The sequence below is a fragment of the Streptomyces sp. NPDC033845 genome (genome assembly GCF_055576225.1).
Genome location: NZ_JBVIRI010000001.1, coordinates 754,277 through 771,638 on the forward strand (window position 1 = coordinate 754,277; position 17,362 = coordinate 771,638).

General features: G+C 71.8%; 17 protein-coding genes and 2 tRNA genes. 1 reads left to right on the plus strand and 18 read right to left on the minus strand.

The window, feature by feature from the left end; all coding sequences use genetic code 11:
• Nucleotides 1–89 precede the first annotated feature (89 nt).
• From ACZ50K_RS03495 to ACZ50K_RS03545, 11 genes are all read right to left on the minus strand, one after another.
• Nucleotides 90–935, minus strand: coding sequence for a DegV family protein (locus tag ACZ50K_RS03495; RefSeq protein WP_468896905.1), 846 nt, complete (start codon nt 933–935; stop codon nt 90–92).
• Between the two features lie 54 nt (nt 936–989).
• Nucleotides 990–1,727, minus strand: a complete 738-nt coding sequence (locus ACZ50K_RS03500; protein WP_468896907.1) for a hypothetical protein — start codon at nt 1,725–1,727, stop codon at nt 990–992.
• Between the two features lie 150 nt (nt 1,728–1,877).
• Entirely contained in the window at nt 1,878–4,748 is a 2,871-nt protein-coding gene (leuS, locus tag ACZ50K_RS03505) for a leucine--tRNA ligase (protein WP_468896909.1), read from the minus strand.
• A 254-nt stretch (nt 4,749–5,002) separates the two neighbouring features.
• Nucleotides 5,003–5,075 (minus strand) — tRNA-Ala (locus tag ACZ50K_RS03510).
• 149 nt (nt 5,076–5,224) lie between these two features.
• Nucleotides 5,225–5,458 carry a hypothetical protein gene (locus ACZ50K_RS03515; RefSeq protein WP_468896911.1) on the minus strand — a complete coding sequence of 78 codons (234 nt, stop codon included), beginning with the start codon at nt 5,456–5,458 and terminating at the stop codon, nt 5,225–5,227.
• Between the two features lie 143 nt (nt 5,459–5,601).
• Nucleotides 5,602–5,674, minus strand: a tRNA-Ala gene (locus ACZ50K_RS03520).
• A 113-nt stretch (nt 5,675–5,787) separates the two neighbouring features.
• The gene (locus ACZ50K_RS03525) at nt 5,788–6,408 is read right to left on the minus strand and encodes a histidine phosphatase family protein (protein ID WP_468897209.1); all 621 of its coding nucleotides are present in this window, start codon (nt 6,406–6,408) and stop codon (nt 5,788–5,790) included.
• A 71-nt stretch (nt 6,409–6,479) separates the two neighbouring features.
• The gene (rsfS, locus tag ACZ50K_RS03530; RefSeq protein WP_468896913.1) at nt 6,480–6,926 is read right to left on the minus strand and encodes a ribosome silencing factor; all 447 of its coding nucleotides are present in this window, start codon (nt 6,924–6,926) and stop codon (nt 6,480–6,482) included.
• An 85-nt stretch (nt 6,927–7,011) separates the two neighbouring features.
• On the minus strand, nt 7,012–8,712 hold the full coding sequence (locus ACZ50K_RS03535) for a LytR C-terminal domain-containing protein (RefSeq protein WP_468896915.1): 1,701 nt from the start codon (nt 8,710–8,712) through the stop codon (nt 7,012–7,014).
• A 25-nt stretch (nt 8,713–8,737) separates the two neighbouring features.
• Nucleotides 8,738–9,355 (minus strand): nicotinate-nucleotide adenylyltransferase, encoded by a 618-nt coding sequence (nadD, locus tag ACZ50K_RS03540; RefSeq protein WP_468896917.1) that lies wholly within the window; start codon nt 9,353–9,355, stop codon nt 8,738–8,740.
• 60 nt (nt 9,356–9,415) lie between these two features.
• Complete coding sequence (locus ACZ50K_RS03545) at nt 9,416–9,583, minus strand: hypothetical protein (RefSeq protein ID WP_468896919.1); 168 nt, start codon at nt 9,581–9,583, stop codon at nt 9,416–9,418.
• A 140-nt stretch (nt 9,584–9,723) separates the two neighbouring features.
• Here ACZ50K_RS03545 and ACZ50K_RS03550 point away from each other — a divergent pair, with 140 nt between their 5' ends.
• Nucleotides 9,724–10,839: a M48 family metallopeptidase gene (locus ACZ50K_RS03550; RefSeq protein ID WP_468896921.1), complete on the plus strand. Its 1,116-nt coding sequence runs from the start codon at nt 9,724–9,726 to the stop codon at nt 10,837–10,839.
• On the opposite strand, the gene ACZ50K_RS03555 is transcribed toward ACZ50K_RS03550, so the two are convergent.
• The 7 genes from ACZ50K_RS03555 to ACZ50K_RS03585 form a co-directional block, all read right to left on the minus strand.
• On the minus strand, nt 10,836–12,101 hold the full coding sequence (locus ACZ50K_RS03555) for an SCO2583 family membrane protein (protein WP_468896922.1): 1,266 nt from the start codon (nt 12,099–12,101) through the stop codon (nt 10,836–10,838). The two genes, ACZ50K_RS03550 and ACZ50K_RS03555, sit on opposite strands and share 4 nt — an antisense overlap.
• A gap of 34 nt (nt 12,102–12,135) precedes the next feature.
• Nucleotides 12,136–12,693, minus strand: coding sequence for an SCO2584 family spore wall biosynthesis protein (locus ACZ50K_RS03560; RefSeq protein WP_468896924.1), 558 nt, complete (start codon nt 12,691–12,693; stop codon nt 12,136–12,138).
• A gap of 76 nt (nt 12,694–12,769) precedes the next feature.
• Complete coding sequence (locus ACZ50K_RS03565) at nt 12,770–14,059, minus strand: glutamate-5-semialdehyde dehydrogenase (RefSeq protein ID WP_468896926.1); 1,290 nt, start codon at nt 14,057–14,059, stop codon at nt 12,770–12,772.
• 149 nt (nt 14,060–14,208) lie between these two features.
• Nucleotides 14,209–14,607 (minus strand): hypothetical protein, encoded by a 399-nt coding sequence (locus ACZ50K_RS03570; protein ID WP_468896928.1) that lies wholly within the window; start codon nt 14,605–14,607, stop codon nt 14,209–14,211.
• 84 nt (nt 14,608–14,691) lie between these two features.
• Nucleotides 14,692–15,819 (minus strand): glutamate 5-kinase, encoded by a 1,128-nt coding sequence (gene proB / locus ACZ50K_RS03575; protein WP_468896930.1) that lies wholly within the window; start codon nt 15,817–15,819, stop codon nt 14,692–14,694.
• Between the two features lie 74 nt (nt 15,820–15,893).
• A complete protein-coding gene (locus ACZ50K_RS03580) occupies nt 15,894–16,316 on the minus strand; it encodes a GtrA family protein (protein WP_468896931.1) in 423 nt (140 codons plus the stop codon).
• Entirely contained in the window at nt 16,313–17,302 is a 990-nt protein-coding gene (locus tag ACZ50K_RS03585; RefSeq protein ID WP_468896933.1) for a glycosyltransferase family 2 protein, read from the minus strand. Before ACZ50K_RS03585 ends, ACZ50K_RS03580 begins: the two co-directional genes overlap by 4 nt.
• Between the last annotated feature and the right edge of the window lie 60 nt (nt 17,303–17,362).

Consider the following 17,362-nt stretch of genomic DNA (forward strand, 5'->3'; position numbering starts at 1 on the left):
GTCCGGAACGACCGATTCCTGTGTACGGCCCGGCCCTTGTGGACATCTCCGTCACCCCGGGGGGTGATCAGCCTAGGGCGGCGGGGTGATCAGCGAGGCGACACCACCACGGCCAGCAGCCCCGGCCCGGTATGCGCGCCGATCACCGCGCCGACCTCGCTGACATGCAGTTCGGCCAGCCCTGGCACCCGTTCGCGCAGCCGGTCGGCGAGCTTCTCCGCACGCTCCGGGGCCGCGAGGTGGTGCACCGCGATGTCCACCCCGGCGGTGCCCGCCCGGTCGACGGCGAGCTCCTCCAGGCGGGCGATGCCCTTGGAGGCCGTCCGGACCTTCTCCAGCATCTCGATGCGGCCGCCGTCCAGCTGGAGCAGCGGCTTCACCGCCAGGGCCGAGCCGAACAGGGCCTGGGCGGTGCCGATCCGGCCGCCCCGGCGCAGGTAGTCGAGGGTGTCCACGTAGAAGAAGGCGGACATGCCCGCGGCCCGCTTCTCCGCGGCCGCCACCGCCTCGTCGGCGGAGCCGCCGGCCTCGGCGGTCTCGGCGGCGGCCAGGGCGCAGAAGCCCAGGGCCATCGCGACCATGCCGGTGTCCACCACCCGGACCGGGACGGGCGCGGTCCGGGCGGCGACCGTCGCGGCGTCGTAGGTGCCGGAGAACTCGGCGGACAGGTGGAGGCTGACGATCCCGGTGGCACCGGCCTCGGCGGCCGCGGCGTAGGCGCGGGCGAAGTCCTGCGGGCTGGGCCGGGAGGTGGTGACGGGCCGGCGCTTCTGGAGCGCCGCGGCGAGGCTCCGGGCGGAGATCTCGGTGCCCTCTTCGAGGGCCTCGTCGCCGAGGACCACGGTGAGCGGTACGGAGGTGATCCCGTGCCGCGCCATTGCCTGTTGCGGCAGGTAGGCCGTGGAATCGGTGATGATCGCGACATGGCGGGACATGAGCCGGAGGTTACCGCTCGGGGGCCGCCGGTGGCAGCTCGGGGCGCCTCCGGGTCAGGTGGTGGCCTCCGGGTGGGGCCGCTGGGCCGCCGACTTCTGCCAGGGGTAGGCCTTGGGCGGGGACGGCGGGGTCAGCGAGGGCCGGGATCCCGGCGCGGCCTGCGTCCCGGGCGCCTCCCCGTAGGGAGCTCCCGCCCCGGACCCCGCTCCCGGCTCCGCCAGCAGGTCGTCCAGGCTGCTGGGCCGGGACCAGTCGCGCAGCGCCCCCGACTCCACCTCGATCTCGGCGGACAGGGCGGTCAGGTCGTCCTCCGCGAACCGGCGCGCCCGGTCCCGGGCCGCCCAGCGCAGCGATTCCGCGGCATGGGTGATCCGCTCCGTGCGCTCCCGCAGCTCGGGCAGCCGCTCGGTGAGCCGGGCCTTGTCCGGTTCGGTCTCCAGCCGCTTCAGTTCCTCGTCCAGCTCGCGGCCGTGCTCGCCCAGCCGCTGGAAGAGGGTGAGGGACTCCCGGAGGGAGGCGTCGGTCCGCGCGCCCTCGGTCAGGGCCTGCTCGGTGGCCCGCATGGAGGTCCGCAGGTCCAGCCGGAGCTGGGCCAGGCTGCCCGCCACGCCGATCTGCCCGAAGCTCTTCGCCTTCAGGGTGGTGTCCTCGACGGCGCGCCGGGCCTGGGTCACCGTCCGGTCCACTCCCCGCTTGGCGGCGCCGACCACTTTGACCGTGGCCCACGCGCCGAGCCCCAGGACGGCGAACAGCATCAGCAGCGCAAAGACGATCAACGCGCCGGCGTCCATGGCGAACCCTTTCCCCTGGATGGTCCGAACGGCCTTCCGCCGGACTTACCGCTTCCCCTCCCACCGTAAACGCCGCGGGCAGGCCGGGGGTTCCAGCGGAACCCCCAACCTGCCCGTAAGGGAAACCCCTACTCCGTGCGGTCGACGGCGTCAGATGACGATGTTGACCAGCTTCGGGGCGCGCACGATCACCTTGCGGATCTCCGCGCCGCCCAGGGCCGCGACCACGCCCGGGTCGGTGACCGCCAGCTGCTCCAGGTCGGCGTCCGAGATCGTCGGCGGGACTTCCAGCCGGGCCTTGACCTTGCCCTTGACCTGGACCACGCAGGTGACGGTCTCGTCGACCACATAGGCCGGGTCGGCGACCGGGAAGTCCTGGTGGACCACCGAGTCGCTGTGGCCCAGCCGGTGCCACAGCTCCTCCGCGATGTGCGGGGCCAGCGGGGCGACCAGCAGCACCAGCCGCTCGGCGACCGAGCGCTCCAGCGGCCGGCCGGCCTTGGTCAGGAAGTTGTTCAGCTCGGTGATCTTGGCGATGGCGGTGTTGAACCGCAGTCCGGCCAGGTCCGCGCCGGCCCCGTCGATCGCCTTGTGCAGGGCGCGCAGGGTGGCCTCGTCGGGCTCGCCGTCCACCACGGTGACCGCGCCGGTCTCCTCGTCCACCACGTTGCGCCACAGGCGCTGCAGCAGCCGGTACTGGCCGACGACGGCGCGGGTGTCCCAGGGCCGGGAGACGTCCAGCGGGCCCATCGCCATCTCGTACAGGCGCAGGGTGTCGGCGCCGTACTCCTCGCAGATCTCGTCCGGGGTGACGGCGTTCTTCAGGGACTTGCCCATCTTGCCGTGCTCGCGCCTGACCTGCTCGCCCTGGTGGTACCAGCCGCCGTCGCGCTCCTCGACCTCGGCCGCCGGCACGTACACGCCGCGGGCGTCGGTGTAGGCGTACGCCTGGATCATGCCCTGGTTGAACAGCTTGTGGAACGGCTCCGCGGAGGAGACGTGGCCCAGGTCGAACAGCACCTTGGACCAGAACCGGGCGTACAGCAGGTGCAGCACCGCGTGCTCGGCGCCGCCCACGTACAGGTCGACGCCGCCGTGCGGGGCACCCTCGCGGGGGCCCATCCAGTAGCGCTCGATCTCCGGGTCGACCAGGGCCGAGTCGTTGTGCGGGTCCAGGTAGCGCAGCTCGTACCAGCAGGAGCCGGCCCAGTTGGGCATGGTGTTGGTCTCGCGGCGGTAGCTGCGGACCCCGGATCCGTCGCCCAGGTCCAGTTCGACGTTCACCCAGTCCTCGTTGCGGGACAGCGGGGTCTCCGGCTTGGAGGCGGCGTCGTCCGGCTCGAAGGTGCGCGGGGAGTAGTCCTCGACCTCGGGCAGTTCCAGCGGCAGCATCGACTCGGGCAGCGGGTGCGCGACGCCGTCCTCGTCGTAGACGATCGGGAAGGGCTCGCCCCAGTAGCGCTGGCGGCTGAACAGCCAGTCGCGCAGACGGAAGTTGACGGTGCCCTCGCCGATGCCGCGGTCGCTCAGCCACTGGGTGACGGCGGCCTTGGCCTCGACCACGCCCAGGCCGTCCAGGCTGATCTCGGCGTTGGCGGAGTTGACCAGGGCCGCGTCGTGGGAGACGAAGGCCTCGTCCCAGGCGGCCGGGTCGGTGCCGCGGTCGTCGGAGGGCTGGACCACGCAGCGCATGGGCAGCTCGAAGGCGCGGGCGAACTCGAAGTCGCGGCTGTCGTGGGCCGGGACGGCCATGATCGCGCCGGTGCCGTAGCCCATCAGCACGTAGTCGGCGATGAAGACGGGGACCTTGTCGCCGCTGACCGGGTTGACCGCGTACTCGCCGGTGAACACACCGGTCTTGTCCTTGGCCTCGGCCTGCCGCTCCACGTCGGACTTGGCGGCGGCCTGCTTGCGGTACGCGGCCACCGCGTCGGCGGGGGTGGCGTGGCCGCCGGTCCACACCTGGTGGGTGCCCTCCGGCCAGGCGGCCGGGACGAACCGGTCGACCAGCGGGTGCTCGGGCGCCAGCACCATGTAGGTGGCGCCGAACAGGGTGTCGGGGCGGGTGGTGAAGACGGTGACGGCCTCGTCGCCCAGCGCGAAGTCCACGCGGGCGCCCTCGGAGCGGCCGATCCAGTTCCGCTGCTGCAGCTTGATGGCCTCGGGCCAGTCCAGCTCGTCCAGGTCGTCCAGCAGCCGGTCGGCGTAGGCGGTGATCCGCATGTTCCACTGGCTCAGCCGGGACTTGAAGACCGGGAAGTTGCCGCGCTCGGACCGGCCGTCGGCGGTGACCTCCTCGTTGGCCAGCACGGTGCCCAGCCCGGGGCACCAGTTGACGGGCGCGTCGGAGGCGTAGGCCAGCCGGTACTCGTTGAGTACGGCGGCCCGCTCGCCCGCGGTCAGCGCGGCCCAGTCACGGCCGCCGGGGACCGCGCGGGAGCCGTCCGCGAAGGAGGCGGTCAGCTCGGCGATGGGACGGGCCTTGGCGGTGTCCGCGTCGTACCAGGAGTTGTAGATCTGCAGGAAGATCCACTGGGTCCACTTGTAGTAGTCCGGGTCGATCGTGGCGAACGAGCGGCGCTTGTCGTGGCCCAGGCCCAGCCGGCGCAGCTGGACCTTCATGTTCTCGATGTTGGCCTCGGTGGACACCCGCGGGTGGGTTCCGGTCTGCACGGCGTACTGCTCGGCGGGCAGGCCGAAGGCGTCGAAGCCCAGGGTGTGCAGGACGTTGTGTCCGGTCATCCGCTGGTGGCGGGCGAACACGTCGGTGGCGATGTAGCCCAGCGGGTGGCCCACGTGGAGTCCCGCCCCGGACGGGTACGGGAACATGTCCATGATGAACTTCTTGGGGCGGGCGGCCAGCGCCGGATCACCGGCCAGCTCACCGGTCGGGTTCGGGGCCTCGTAGGTGCCCTCCGCGTCCCAGACGTCCTGCCAGCGTGCCTCGATGTCGGCGGCCATGGCAGCCGTGTAGCGGTGCGCCTCGGCCGCCTCGGGGGCCGGGGTGTTCGTCTCGCTCATGATTTCTTCAAGCTCCATCGATCGTCTCTGCCGTCTCTGCCCGCTCAAACGAAAAAACCCCTCGCACAGGAGGGGACGCCGCGCCGAAGCCGACCATCGCGAAGGGGTCGGTCCTGTTCAGCGCGGCTCGGTAAGCAGAAGGCGTACGGCACGCATGGCGTCAGGGTACCGCAGCGCCCCCGAGGCCCGCTCGGACGACCAGTGGATGAAACGAGAAGCGGGCCATCCGATTCGGATGACCCGCTTCCCTTTTGTGGAGCTATGGAGAATTGAACTCCAGACCTCCTGCATGCCATGCAGGCGCTCTACCAACTGAGCTATAGCCCCTTGCTTCGCTGCCACCGGGTTCCCGCTCGGTTTCCCTTGCCGGTTCCCCTTGGCGACATCGAGAACATTACACGGTCATGGCCCAGGTCCAAAAATCGGTTTCGGCACCGCCCGGTTTGGGCAGGTACGTCAGGCTCGTTCGGGCTCGGTCAGGCCCTGGCGAACTGGTAGAAGCGTTTGAGCGTGCAGTGTTCGTCGAGCAGCCGGCCGTAGATCGGCTCCCCCTCCAGCTCGCGGTACGTCTCGATGGGGTCGCCTTTTATGATCAGCGCCCGCGCGCATTCCTCGCACCAGTACTGGTAGTCGGTGTTGACCGGGTCCATGTCCCGCACGATCGGCGTGCCGTTGTCGCACCAGTCGCACCGCCGCCGGTGTGCACCCATCCGTCAGCGACTCCCTCCCGTTCAGAGCCGTCCGGGCCGCCGGCTCCCCCTCCGGCCGTCCGATTCTGCCATGCCGGTGCCGGATGGGGCAGCAGGGACAAACGCAAGGATCCCGCCCCCTGTTGGGGACGGGATCCTGATTGTGGAGCTATGGAGAATTGAACTCCAGACCTCCTGCATGCCATGCAGGCGCTCTACCAACTGAGCTATAGCCCCGCTCTCCGGCGCTTCCCCCGCTGTTTCCCGCGGCGTTCGCTCCGAACAAGAAGAACCATAGCCTGTGACCAGCCGGAAAGTGAAATCCGCTGCCCACCGGCACCCGGCATCCGTCAGGTGTCGTCGCCGAGCACCGGCTCGGGCAGCGTGCCGGCGTTGTGCTCCAGCAGCCGCCAGCCCCGCGCGCCCTCGCCGAGCACGGACCAGCAGCAGTTGGAGAGCCCGCCGAGGCCCTCCCAGTGGTACGCGTCCAGGCCCAGCAGCCGCCCGATGGTGGTGCGGATGGTGCCGCCGTGGCTGACCACGACCAGCGTGCCGTTCGGACCCAGCCGGTCGGCGTGCCGGAGCACCACCGGGGCGGCCCGGTCGGCCACCTCGGTCTCCAGCTCCCCACCGCCGCGCCGGACCGGCTCGCCGCGCTTCCACGCCGCGTACTGCTCGCCGTACTTGGCGAGGATCTCGTCGTGGGTGAGGCCCTGCCACTCGCCCGCGTACGTCTCGCGCAGCGCCGGGTCGTGCTCGACCTTCAGCCCGGTGACGGCCGCCAGCTCGGCGGCCGTGGACGCCGCCCGGCCGAGGTCGGAGGCCACGATGGCGTCCGGGTTCAGCGAGGCGAGCAGCCGGGCGGCCCGGCGGGCCTGCGCCACACCGGCCTCGGTCAGCTCGATGTCCGTGGAGCCCTGGAACCGGCGCTCCAGGTTCCAGGAGGTCTGGCCGTGCCGCCACAGGACGATGCGGCGGCCGGACCGGCCGGCCGTGTCAGCGGATCCCGCGGCGCCCCCGGCACCGCTCGCGTCCGTCGTGCTCAGAACAGATCACCGTCCAGTTCCTCGTCACCCTGGGCGGCGCGGAGCGCGGCGTGCTCCTCGGCCTTGCCCTTGGTGAGCTTGGCGTCCTCGGGCAGCTCGATCTCGGGGCAGTCCTTCCACAGGCGCTCCAGCGCGTAGAAGACGCGCTCCTCGCTGTGCTGGACGTGGACCACGATGTCCACGTAGTCGAGCAGGATCCAGCGGGCGTCGCGGTCGCCCTCACGGCGCACCGGCTTGGCGCCGAGCTCCTTGAGGAGGCGCTCCTCGATCTCGTCGACGATCGACTTGACCTGGCGGTCGTTGGGCGCCGAAGCGAGCAGGAAGGCGTCGGTGATCGACAGCACGTCGCTGACGTCGTACGCGATGATGTCGTGCGCGAGCCGGTCGGCCGCCGCCTGGGCGGCGGTGGTGATGAGCTCGATGGAGCGGTCCGTGGCGGTCACTGGCCATGCTTTCGGGTCGAGGGCAGATCCTTACAAGGGTCTCATGCACAGCCGACACCGCCCACGCGATCGGTTCCGCCCCAGGTCAGGAAGGCTGATAGTCCTTTCCGAGGGTCACCACCACGTCCGCGTTGACCCCGTCGGGGGCGTTTCCGCCGGACCCGGCCGCCTTGACCGCGCTCTCCGGCACCCCGAGGGTCTTGGCGACCTCCAGCGCCTTCTCCCGCTGCGCCGCGTCCTGGTAGGTGACCTGGGTGGTGCTCTGGGTCCGGGCCGCCTTGCCGCCGTCGACGAAGGTGTAGCCGCCGTTGACCAGTGCCGCCTTGGCCGCGATCTGGGACTTCTCGGAGCCGGTGGCGTCGCGCAGGCCCACCTTCAGGGCCGCGGAATCGCCCTGGGAGGAGCCGGGGCTGCCGCCGAGGACCTCCTTGACCACCGTCCGGCCCGCCTCGTCGGTGAGGCCGCCGTCGGGCTTCAGGGCGAGCAGGTCGGTGCGGTAGGCGCCGGTCTTGGCGTGTTCGCCGAGCTTGGCCAGGGAGCCGCCGAGGGCCCGTTCGTCGAGCGAGGGGTCCAGGATCTGACCGAGCGCCTCGACGGTGATCACGGCCGCCTGGGCGTCTCCGGGGACCTTCCGCAGGGTGGCGAGCAGCACCTTGCCGAACCGCTCCAGCGGCTTGGTCTCCGGTTCGCCCGGGGCGCGGTGGGTGGCGTAGGCCACGGCCATCGCCCCGGTCAGGCTCTGCTTCTCGCCGCGCGGCACGGCGGGGGTCTTGGCCTTCGTGTCGGCGGGGATCGCGGTGTCGGTGTCGACCTCGATGCCGCCGACCCCCTGGACCAGGTTCTCCAGGTAGGGGGTGTCCAGCCGCCAGGTGCCGCCGATGCGGGTGCCGAGCAGGGAGTCCAGGGACTCGCGGGTGCCGCCGAGGCCGTCCTCGGACACCGAGGTGCCGAGGGGGACGGAGTCGCCGGCCTGGGTGGGCACCTTCAGGGCGTTGGGCAGCAGGACGGTGGCGCCCTTGCCGGTGGTGACGTTGTCGACCAGCAGGGCGGTCATGGTGCCGCCCCTCCTGGTGTCGTGGAGATGGACGACGATCACGTCGCGTTTCTGCGGGCCGCCCTTCGCGGTGCCGGCGGTGCCGCTCGCGGGGCCGTCCAGGAACGGCAGCTTGTCCTGGTACCAGAGGTAGCCGACGCCGCCGGCCACGAACAGGGCGAGCACGACGATCAGCGCGACCACCCGGTTGCGGCCGCGCCGGCGGGCCTCCTCGCGGCGTTCGGTGCGGCTCTCGGTGAACTTGAGCCAGTCGATGACGTCCTCGGAGTCCTCGTCCTGCTGGTCGAGGAAGGCGAACTGCTCGGTGCGGTAGTCGGGGGCGGAGTCGGCGGCCCGGCGCTGCTCGGGGAGCTGCGGCTGCTCCGGGGCGGCGGCCTGCTCCGCGGCGGGGTCGGGGGCGGGCGCCTGCTGCGGGATCCACTGCTGCTGGACGGACTGCACGGACTGGACGGGCTGGACCGGCTGCATCGGCTGCTGGAGCTGCTGCATCTGCCCGGTGTCGTACGTCTCGTAGCCGTAGTACTGCTGGGGCGCCTGCTGCGGGGGCAGCGGGCGCCCGTAGGCGTCGTAGCCGTACGGCTGCCCCTGGGCGTCGTACTGCTGCTGCGGCTGCTGCTGGTACTGGCCGTACTGCTGCGGGGGCGCCGCGGGCTGCTCGGCGGGCACCTGGGCGTACACCGGCTGCCCGTACTGGTCGTAGCCGATGAACTGCGGTTCCTGTCGGTCGTTCACCGCGGTGCCCCTCTCATGCGGAACCTCAGGCTCCGCGGTACAGCTCTCGCTTGTCGATGTACCGCACCACACCGTCCGGCACCAGATACCAGACCGGATCGCCCTGGGCGACCCGCACGCGGCAGTCGGTGGAGGAGATGGCCAGTGCCGGGACCTCCACCAGGGAGACCCCGCCTTCGGGCAGGCCGTCGTCCGTGAGCAGATGGCCGGGCCGGGTGACGCCGATGAAGTGCGCGAGGGCGAAGAGTTCCTCGGCGTTGCGCCAGGTGAGGATCTGCGCCAGGGCGTCGGCCCCGGTGATGAAGAACAGGTCGGCGTCGTCGTTGAGACGCCGGAGGTCGCGCAGGGTGTCGATGGTGTACGTCGGCCCGCCGCGGTCGATGTCGATGCGGCTGACCGAGAACTGGGGGTTCGATGCGGTGGCGATGACCGTCATCAGATACCGGTCCTCGGCCGCGGACACGGCGCGCTGCGACTTCTGCCACGGCTCGCCCGTGGGCACGAACATCACCTCGTCGAGGTGGAACAGCGCGGCCACCTCGCTGGCGGCCACCAGGTGTCCGTGGTGGATCGGGTCGAATGTCCCGCCCATGACCCCGAGCCGGCGTTTGACCGGACCGGTAGGCGTCTCCTGCTCTCCCATGAGCGCAGACCCTACCGGCCCGGCGCCGCCTTGCCGCCGTCGCGGTGTGACCGGATGGCCCTAGCGGTCGCGGTTGAGGCGCGTGGTCACCCAGAGCATCAGCATGAGCACGACGAAGGCGCCGCCGCCGGTGAGGTACGGGTTGAGGCTGTCGTGGTTGCCGCCGTGCTTCTCGACCTCCTCAGAGGCGAGGAGAACCAGGCTCTGGGCGGTGGTGGGGAGGCTCATCAGGCAGGTACCAATCGGGTCGGGGGAGCGGGCGGAGACTTCGCTCACATCGTATGCGGGGGCCTGGGCACGCTCACGCCGACTCAGGCGTTGGAGAGGATAGACGCAAGGCCTAGTGGTCCGATCAAGGGGGAGGCGCGATGTCCGACACGGGAGCCAGGGGTTTCGAGAAGCTGCCGGCGAGGGACCGGAGGAGGTTCCCGGGGATCTCCTCGCGGGCGTACGAGCATCCCGCGGACCGGTCGGCGCTGGTGGCGCTGCGGAAGCTGAGCGGGTTCGACACGGTGTTCAAGGCGCTGAGCGGGCTGCTGCCCGAGCGGAGCCTGCGGCTGCTGTTCCTGTCGGACTCGGTGCGGGTGGGCGAGACCCAGTTCCCGCACCTGCACGAGATGCTGCGGGACGCCTGTTACATCCTGGACCTGGAGAAGGTCCCCCAGATGTACGTGCAGCAGGACCCGCGGCCGAACGCCATGTGCATCGGGCTGGACGAGCCGATCATCGTGGTCACCACCGCGCTGGTGGAGCTCCTCGACGAGGAGGAGATGCGGGCGGTGGTGGGCCACGAGGTGGGCCACGCCCTGTCGGGCCACTCGGTGTACCGGACGATCCTGCTGTTCCTGACCAATCTGGCGCTCAAGGTCGCCTGGATCCCGCTGGGGACGGTGGCGATCACCGCGATCGTGACCGCGCTGCGCGAGTGGTTCCGGAAGTCGGAGCTGTCGGCGGACCGGGCGGGGCTGCTGGTGGGGCAGGACCTCCAGGCCTCGATGCGGGGCCTGATGAAGCTCGCGGGCGGCAACCACCTGCACGAGATGAACGTGGACGCCTTCCTGGCGCAGGCCGAGGAGTACGAGGCGGGCGGGGACCTGCGCGACTCGGTGCTGAAGATCCTCAACATGCTGCCGCGGACCCATCCGTTCACCACGGTGCGGGCGGCCGAGCTGAAGAAGTGGGCGGAGAGCCGGGACCACCAGCGGATCATGGACGGCCACTACCCGCGGCGCGAGGAGGACAAGGACACCTCGGTGACCGACTCCTTCCGGCAGTCCGCCTCGCACTACGCGGACTCGGTGCGGGGCAGCAAGGACCCGCTGATGAAGCTGGTCGGGGACATCGCGGGCGGGGCGGGCGATCTGGCGGGCTCGCTGCGCGACCGGTTCACCGGAGCGGGCGCCTCCGGCTCCGGCTCCGGCGGCAAGGAGCGGGGCCAGGACGACCGGGGCGAGGACAGGCCCGGCGGGGGCCCGGGGGCCTAGGGACCGGGACTGACCGGGGCGGGGCCCGCCACTCCGGCCGGCACCCGTGTCGGCGCCGCCGGTGGGGCGGGCGAGGCCGGTGGGCCGGGTGCCGGGGTGGGCTGCTCCTGAGTGGCCAGCACCCCGCAGAGTCCGCCGCCCCGGCGGGCCGGTCCGCTGGCGAAGGGGTCGGTGGCGGCCGGCCCCACCGTGGTGGACCGGGCCCCGGCGGGCAGCGGGGTGAAGGCGCGGGACGGGTCGGCGGCGCAGTCCTGGGGCCCGGCCAGCACACGGGCGGACAGCAGCTCGGTGCGCCGGGCCACCAGGTCGTCGCGGTCGAACCGCATCCGCAGTTCGCGGCGGACGGTGAACAGGGAGGCCCCGGCGAGGGCGGCCTCCGGCCCGGCGGCGGCCGGGCGGACCGCGTAGACGAAGGTGTGGTCGGAGGTCACCTGGAGCACGTCCGGGGCGATCTCCTCGAATTCGAGGGTGCCGAACACCCGGATCCTGGGGTCGGCCAGGACGGCGACGGCCGGGTCGATGCGGACCAGCCAGCCGGTGGCGGCGTATCGGCTGTCGTTGCCGGTGGTGCCGGTGGTGCCTGGGGTGCCCGTGCTGCCGGTGGTGCCGGCGGTGCCGATGCTGCGGTCGAACTGCTCCTGCTGGTCGGGGTCGAGCAGCAGCCGGACCGGCCGGGAGGAGTTGCCGGCCAGCACGTCCGGGTCCAGGGAGGAGGCCACCAGATAGTCCTTGGCCACCGACAGCGCGGTGACCACCTGGGCATCGGTGAAGTGCCGGGTGCGACGGACGGCCGGCAGGGTGATTCCGGAGGCCCCGGTGCGGTACTGGGCGGCCGGGCTCCTGGCGTACAGGTCGGCGGGCCTGCCGCCGGGCACCGTGTCGGCGGGGGCCAGCGGGACCACGACGGCGGCCAGGGGTTCGGCGTGCCCGGCGGGCGGGGCGGCGTAGGGATCGCGCATGCCCATGTAGACGGCCGCGGCGAAGGCCAGGGCGATCAGCAGCACCAGCAGCATGCCCTGGCGGGCGCCCCGGCCGGGGCTGTCGGGACCGCGGCCGGGCCGGCCGGAGGACCAGACGGACCGGCTGCGGACGGCGCGCGCGTGCTCGCCCATGCGCTCGTCGGCGGAGAACTCCTGGAGCCGGGCGGCCCGGACGAAGTCCTCGTCGAACACCACCGCCCGGTACTCGTCCGGCCGGTACTCCTCCTCGCCACCGCCGGTGCCTTCGGGGGTGCCGTCAGCTGGATCTCTCGGTACGGCCATGCGCATCTCCCTGCTCCGGGAGGGGGTCGTACCTTCAGGGTTGGCGGCCCGCGGGGTACGTAAACGCGCCATCGCCACTGACTTCGGTCAGCGGGGTCCGGGCGGGCGGCGGGGCCTGGCCGGAATCACCCGATGCGCCGCGGTAGACGGCGATGAAGGCGAGCGCGACCATCCCGATCCCCATGACGACGGCGAGCAGCACCGCGACCGGGCGCAGCCAGCGGGAGCGGCCGCGGTAGGGGCGCAGGGCCCCGCCGTGGACTCCGTACGGGCCGTAGCCGTAGCCGTGGGTCCCGTCGTGCCCGTCGTAGAGGTGGTCCGGCCAGTCGTCCGGATGGCCGTCCTCGGGACGGCCGAACGGATAGCCGTCCCAGCCCTCGTCGTCGCCGGGGCGGCCGCGCGCTACGGCGCGGGCCGCTTCGGCTTCGCGCAGCCGCTCGGCCGCGCTCGGTTCATGGACTTCGGCACCCCGGACGAAGGCCTCGTCGAAGACCACGGAGGCGAAGTCCTGGTCCGCGCCGCCACGGTCTTCGTGCTCGCTTTCGGGGTTCCCGTCGTCCGGGATCGGCTTGCCCCCCACGTCGTCCGGCACGGGTCCAGCGTAGCCCCGGGGGGCCGCTTTGGGCAGGGCGTAGGCCCGATTCGGCCACCCGGAGCGGGGGGTTCGATTACCGAACGTGACCGTCGCCGGTGACGATGTACTTGGTGGAGGTGAGCTCCGGGAGGCCCATGGGGCCGCGGGCGTGCAGCTTCTGGGTGGAGATCCCGATCTCCGCGCCGAAGCCGAACTGGCCACCGTCGGTGAACCGGGTGGAGGCGTTCACGGCGACGGTGGTGGAGTCCACCAACTGGGTGAATCGGCGGGCGGCGGCCTGCGAGGTGGTGACGATGGCCTCGGTGTGGCCGGAGGTCCAGCGGCGGATGTGCTCGACGGCCTCGTCCAGGGAGCCGACGACGGCGGCGGCGATGTCGTAGGAGAGGTACTCGGCGGCCCAGTCCTCGTCGGTGGCGGGCAGGGCGGTGACCTTGCCGCCCTCGGCGGCGGCGAGCACGGCCGGGTCCCCGTGGACGGTGACCCCGGCCTCGGCGAGGGCGTCGAGGGCGCGGGGCAGGAAGGCCTCGGCGATGTCCCGGTGCACGAGGAGGGTCTCGGCGGAGTTGCAGACGGAGGGCCGCTGGGCCTTGGAGTTGACGAGGATGTCCACGGCCATGTCGAGGTCGGCCTGGGCGTCCACATAGACGTGGCAGTTGCCGGTGCCGGTCTCGATGACCGGGACGGTGGACTCCTCGACCACGGTCCTGATGAGGGAGGCGCCGCCGCGCGGGATGAGGACGTCGACGAGGCCGCGGGCCCGCATCAGCTCGCGGACGGAGTCCCGGGACTCGCCGGGGACCAGCTGGACGGCGTCGGCGGGCAGGCCGGTGCTCGCGACGGCGTCGCGGAGGATGGCGACGAGGGCGGTGTTGGAGGCGTAGGCGGAGGAGCTGCCGCGGAGCAGGACGGCGTTGCCGGACTTCAGGCAGAGGGCGGCGGCGTCGACGGTGACGTTGGGGCGGGCCTCGTAGATGATGCCGACGACTCCGAGGGGGACCCGGACCTGTCGGAGGTCGATGCCGTTGGGGAGGGTGGATCCGCGGACGACCTCGCCGACGGGGTCCGGGAGGGCGACGACGTCGCGGACGTCGGAGGCGATGGCGGCGACCCGCTCGGGGGTGAGGGTGAGCCGGTCGATGATGGTCTCGCTGGTGCCGGCGGCGCGGGCCTTGTCGGTGTCGACGGCGTTGGCCTCGATGATCTCGGCGGTACGGGCCTCCAGCGCGTCCGCGATGGCCAGCAGGGCGGCGTCCTTCGCGGCCCGCGGGAGCGGGGCGATGGCGGCGGCGGCCGTGCGGGCGGCTCGCGCGGTGGCGATCACGGGTGAGGCTGCGGTGGCGGGGGCGCCGGCGTGCGAGGTCATGGCGCCAAGGGTAGTCGCGGGGGTGCTGGGCGGGCGGCGGGGTTCCGCCCTGCGAGACGGGGGCGGCGGCCGGGTTCGGCGGGGCCGCCGCGCGGTGCCTCTCCCCCGCCCCGGACCCCGGGGCCCGCCCGGGCCGCCCCGGCGGGCCGTCAGTACGGGTGGACGCCGACCGGGTGGGCGGGCGGCGGGCCGTAGCCCTCGGCCACCCGCTGGTGGTAGGTGGCCCGGTCGATGACTTCCAGGCCGACGATCTCCCAGGCCGGGAGCCGGGCCGAGGAGCGGTGTTCGCCCCATAGGCGGAGGGCGACGGCGGCCGCGTCGTGCAGGTCGCGGGCCTCCTCCCAGTACCGGATCTCGGCGTGGTCGTCGGCGTACCGGCTGGTGAGCAGGAAGGGATGGTCGTGGGCCAGCTGTTCCAGGCCGCGCCGGACCTCGTCCAGGGGGACCGGTTTGCCGGAGACGCTGAGGGTGACGTGCCACAGGCGGGACGCGTCCTGTTCCGCTTCCTCGTCGCCGCCGCCCGCGACGCTGGTCAGCGCTCGTCTCACCCGTCGCCTCCTCTGCCCTGCGTAGGTGCCCGCCTCCCACAGTTGACCAGTCCGCGGCCCGCTTCGCGGTGGTTTTGCAGAACCTCAGCCCTGTAGCAGAACCAGATCGTCCCGGTGGACGACCTCGCGTTCGTACGCCGGTCCGAGTTCCCGCGCGAGCTCGCGAGTGGAGCGGCCCAGCAGCTGCGGGAGCTCCTTGGCGTCGAAGTTGACCAGGCCCCTGGCGACGGGCCGGCCGTCGGTGGAGCGGAGCTCCACGGGGTCGCCGGCGACGAAGTCACCGCCTATGGCGGCGATGCCGGCGGGGAGCAGGGAGCTGCCGCGTTCGGTGATGGCGCGGACCGCTCCGTCGTCGAGGACCAGGTGGCCCTGGGGGGTGGAGGCGTGCTGGAGCCAGAGCAGCCGGTCGGCGGAGCGGCGGCCGGTGGCGTGGAAGTGGGTGCCGGTGGGGCGGCCGGCGAGGGCGTCGGCGGCCCGGCTGGCTGAGGTGAGGACGACGGGGATGCCGGCGGCGGCGGCGATCCGGGCGGCCTCCACCTTGGTGACCATGCCGCCGGTGCCGACCCCGGCCTTGCCGGCACTGCCGATGGTGACGTGGGCGATGTCCGCGGGGCCGCGGACCTCGTCGACCCGGGTGCTGCCGGGGAGGGCGGGGTCTCCGTCGTAGAGGCCGTCCACGTCGGAGAGGAGGACCAGGAGGTCGGCGCGGACCAGGTGGGCGACGAGGGCCGCGAGCCGGTCGTTGTCGCCGAACCGGATCTCGTCGGTGGCGACGGTGTCGTTCTCGTTGACGACCGGGAGGGCGCCCATGGCCAGCAGCTGGTCCAGGGTGTTGTAGGCGTTGCGGTAGTGGGCGCGGCGGCTGGTGTCGTCGGTGGTCAGCAGGACCTGGCCGACGCGGAGGCCGTAGCGGGCGAAGGAGGCGGTGTAGCGGGCGACCAGGAGGCCCTGGCCGACGCTGGCGGCGGCCTGCTGGCGGGCCAGGTCCTTGGGGCGGCGGCGCAGTCCGAGCGGGGCGAGTCCGGCGGCGATGGCCCCGGAGGAGACCAGGACGATCTCCTTCTCGCCGCCGCCGCGCACCTTGGCGAGGACGTCGACGAGTGCGTCCACCCGGTCCGCGTCCAGCCCGCCGGCCGCCGTGGTCAGGGAGGAGGAGCCGACCTTGACCACGATCCTGCGGGCGTCCACGACACCCTGCCTAGCCCCTGCCACGTTCTCCCCAAACAACGGTTCCAGCGGTACGTCACTCAATTTACGGGGTGTGGCGGGGGGCGTGCGCGGCGGTTTCAGACCGTGGACGTGCTGCGGGGCTGTTCCGGCTCCGGGGCGGCGCCGGCCGCCCCGGGGACCAGGATCCTGCGGGACAGCAGGTAGGTGAACGGGATCGCGACCACGGCCGCGGCCAGCGGGGCGATCTTGGTGTTCATGCCGGCCCAGGACACCAGGGCGTAGAGGCCCACCGACTGGATCACGTAGTTGGTGACGTTGGTCAGCGGGAAGAGCAGGAACTTCTTCCAGGTGGGCTTGGTGCGGTAGGTGAAGTAGGTGTTCATGAAGAACGACCCGATCATCGACAGCACGAAGGCCAGCGTGTAGGCCGCGAAGTACGGCATCCACGGGTGCAGCAGCAGGTAGATGCCGAAGAAGGTGGCGGTGTTGACGCCGCCGACCAGCCCGAACCTGATGATCTGCGCCAGCTGGTCCTTCACGCGGCGTCCCGTCCGACGGCCCGGTCGAGGTCGTGCCCCAGGTCGCGGTCCCGGTGGAAGTCGACCCCGTGGGACTCCTTGACGAGGAAGTGCGGGCGGCGCTTGGTCTCGTAGTAGATGCGGCCGATGTACTCGCCGATCAGGCCCAGCATGCTCATCTGCACGCCGCCCAGGCCGACGATGATCGCGACCAGGGTGACGTAGCCGGGGGTGGTGATCCCGGTGGTGAGCGCCTGGATGATGATGAACAGGCTGTAGAGCGCGCCGACGACGGTGAGCGCGGCGCCCACCCAGATCGCCAGCCGCAGCGGCCTGTTGTTGAAGGAGATCAGGCCGTCCATGGCGTAGTTCAGCAGGGCGCCGAACTTCCACTTGGTCTCGCCGGCCTCGCGCTGCGCGTTCTGGTAGTCGAACGTGATCGTGTCGAAGCCGATCCAGGAGAACAGGCCCTTGGAGAAGCGGTTGCACTCCGGGAGGGAGAGGAGCGCGTCCACGGCGGAGCGGGACAGCAGCCGGAAGTCGCCGACGCCGTCGGTGAGCTCCACGTCCACCCAGCTGTTGACCATGCGGTAGTAGAGGCTGCTCAGGGCGCTGCGGACCTTCTTGTCGCCCTCGCGGTTGCGGCGGGCGATGATCTGGTCGTGGCCCAGGGCGTAGAGGTCGAGCATCTTGCCGATGAGCTCCGGCGGGTGCTGGAGGTCGGCGTCCATGATGACCACGGCGTCGCCGGTGGCCTCGCGCAGCCCGGCCAGCATCCCGGCCTCCTTGCCGAAGTTGCGGCTGAAGGAGACGTAACGAGTCTGTTCCGGGTTGGCCTCGGCCAGCTTGCGGAGCCTGTCGAGGGTTCCGTCGCGACTGCCGTCGTCGACGTAGCAGACCTCGTACTCCACGGGCAGGGCGTCGAGAACCCTGCGGATCTCCAGGTCGAAGCTGTCGATGACCGCTTCTTCGTTGTAGCAAGGAACGACTACGGACAGCTTCGTCATGAACACTTCCTGCTGAGGCGGATCCGCATGCCCCTATCCGCATGCCATAGAAGTATGCAC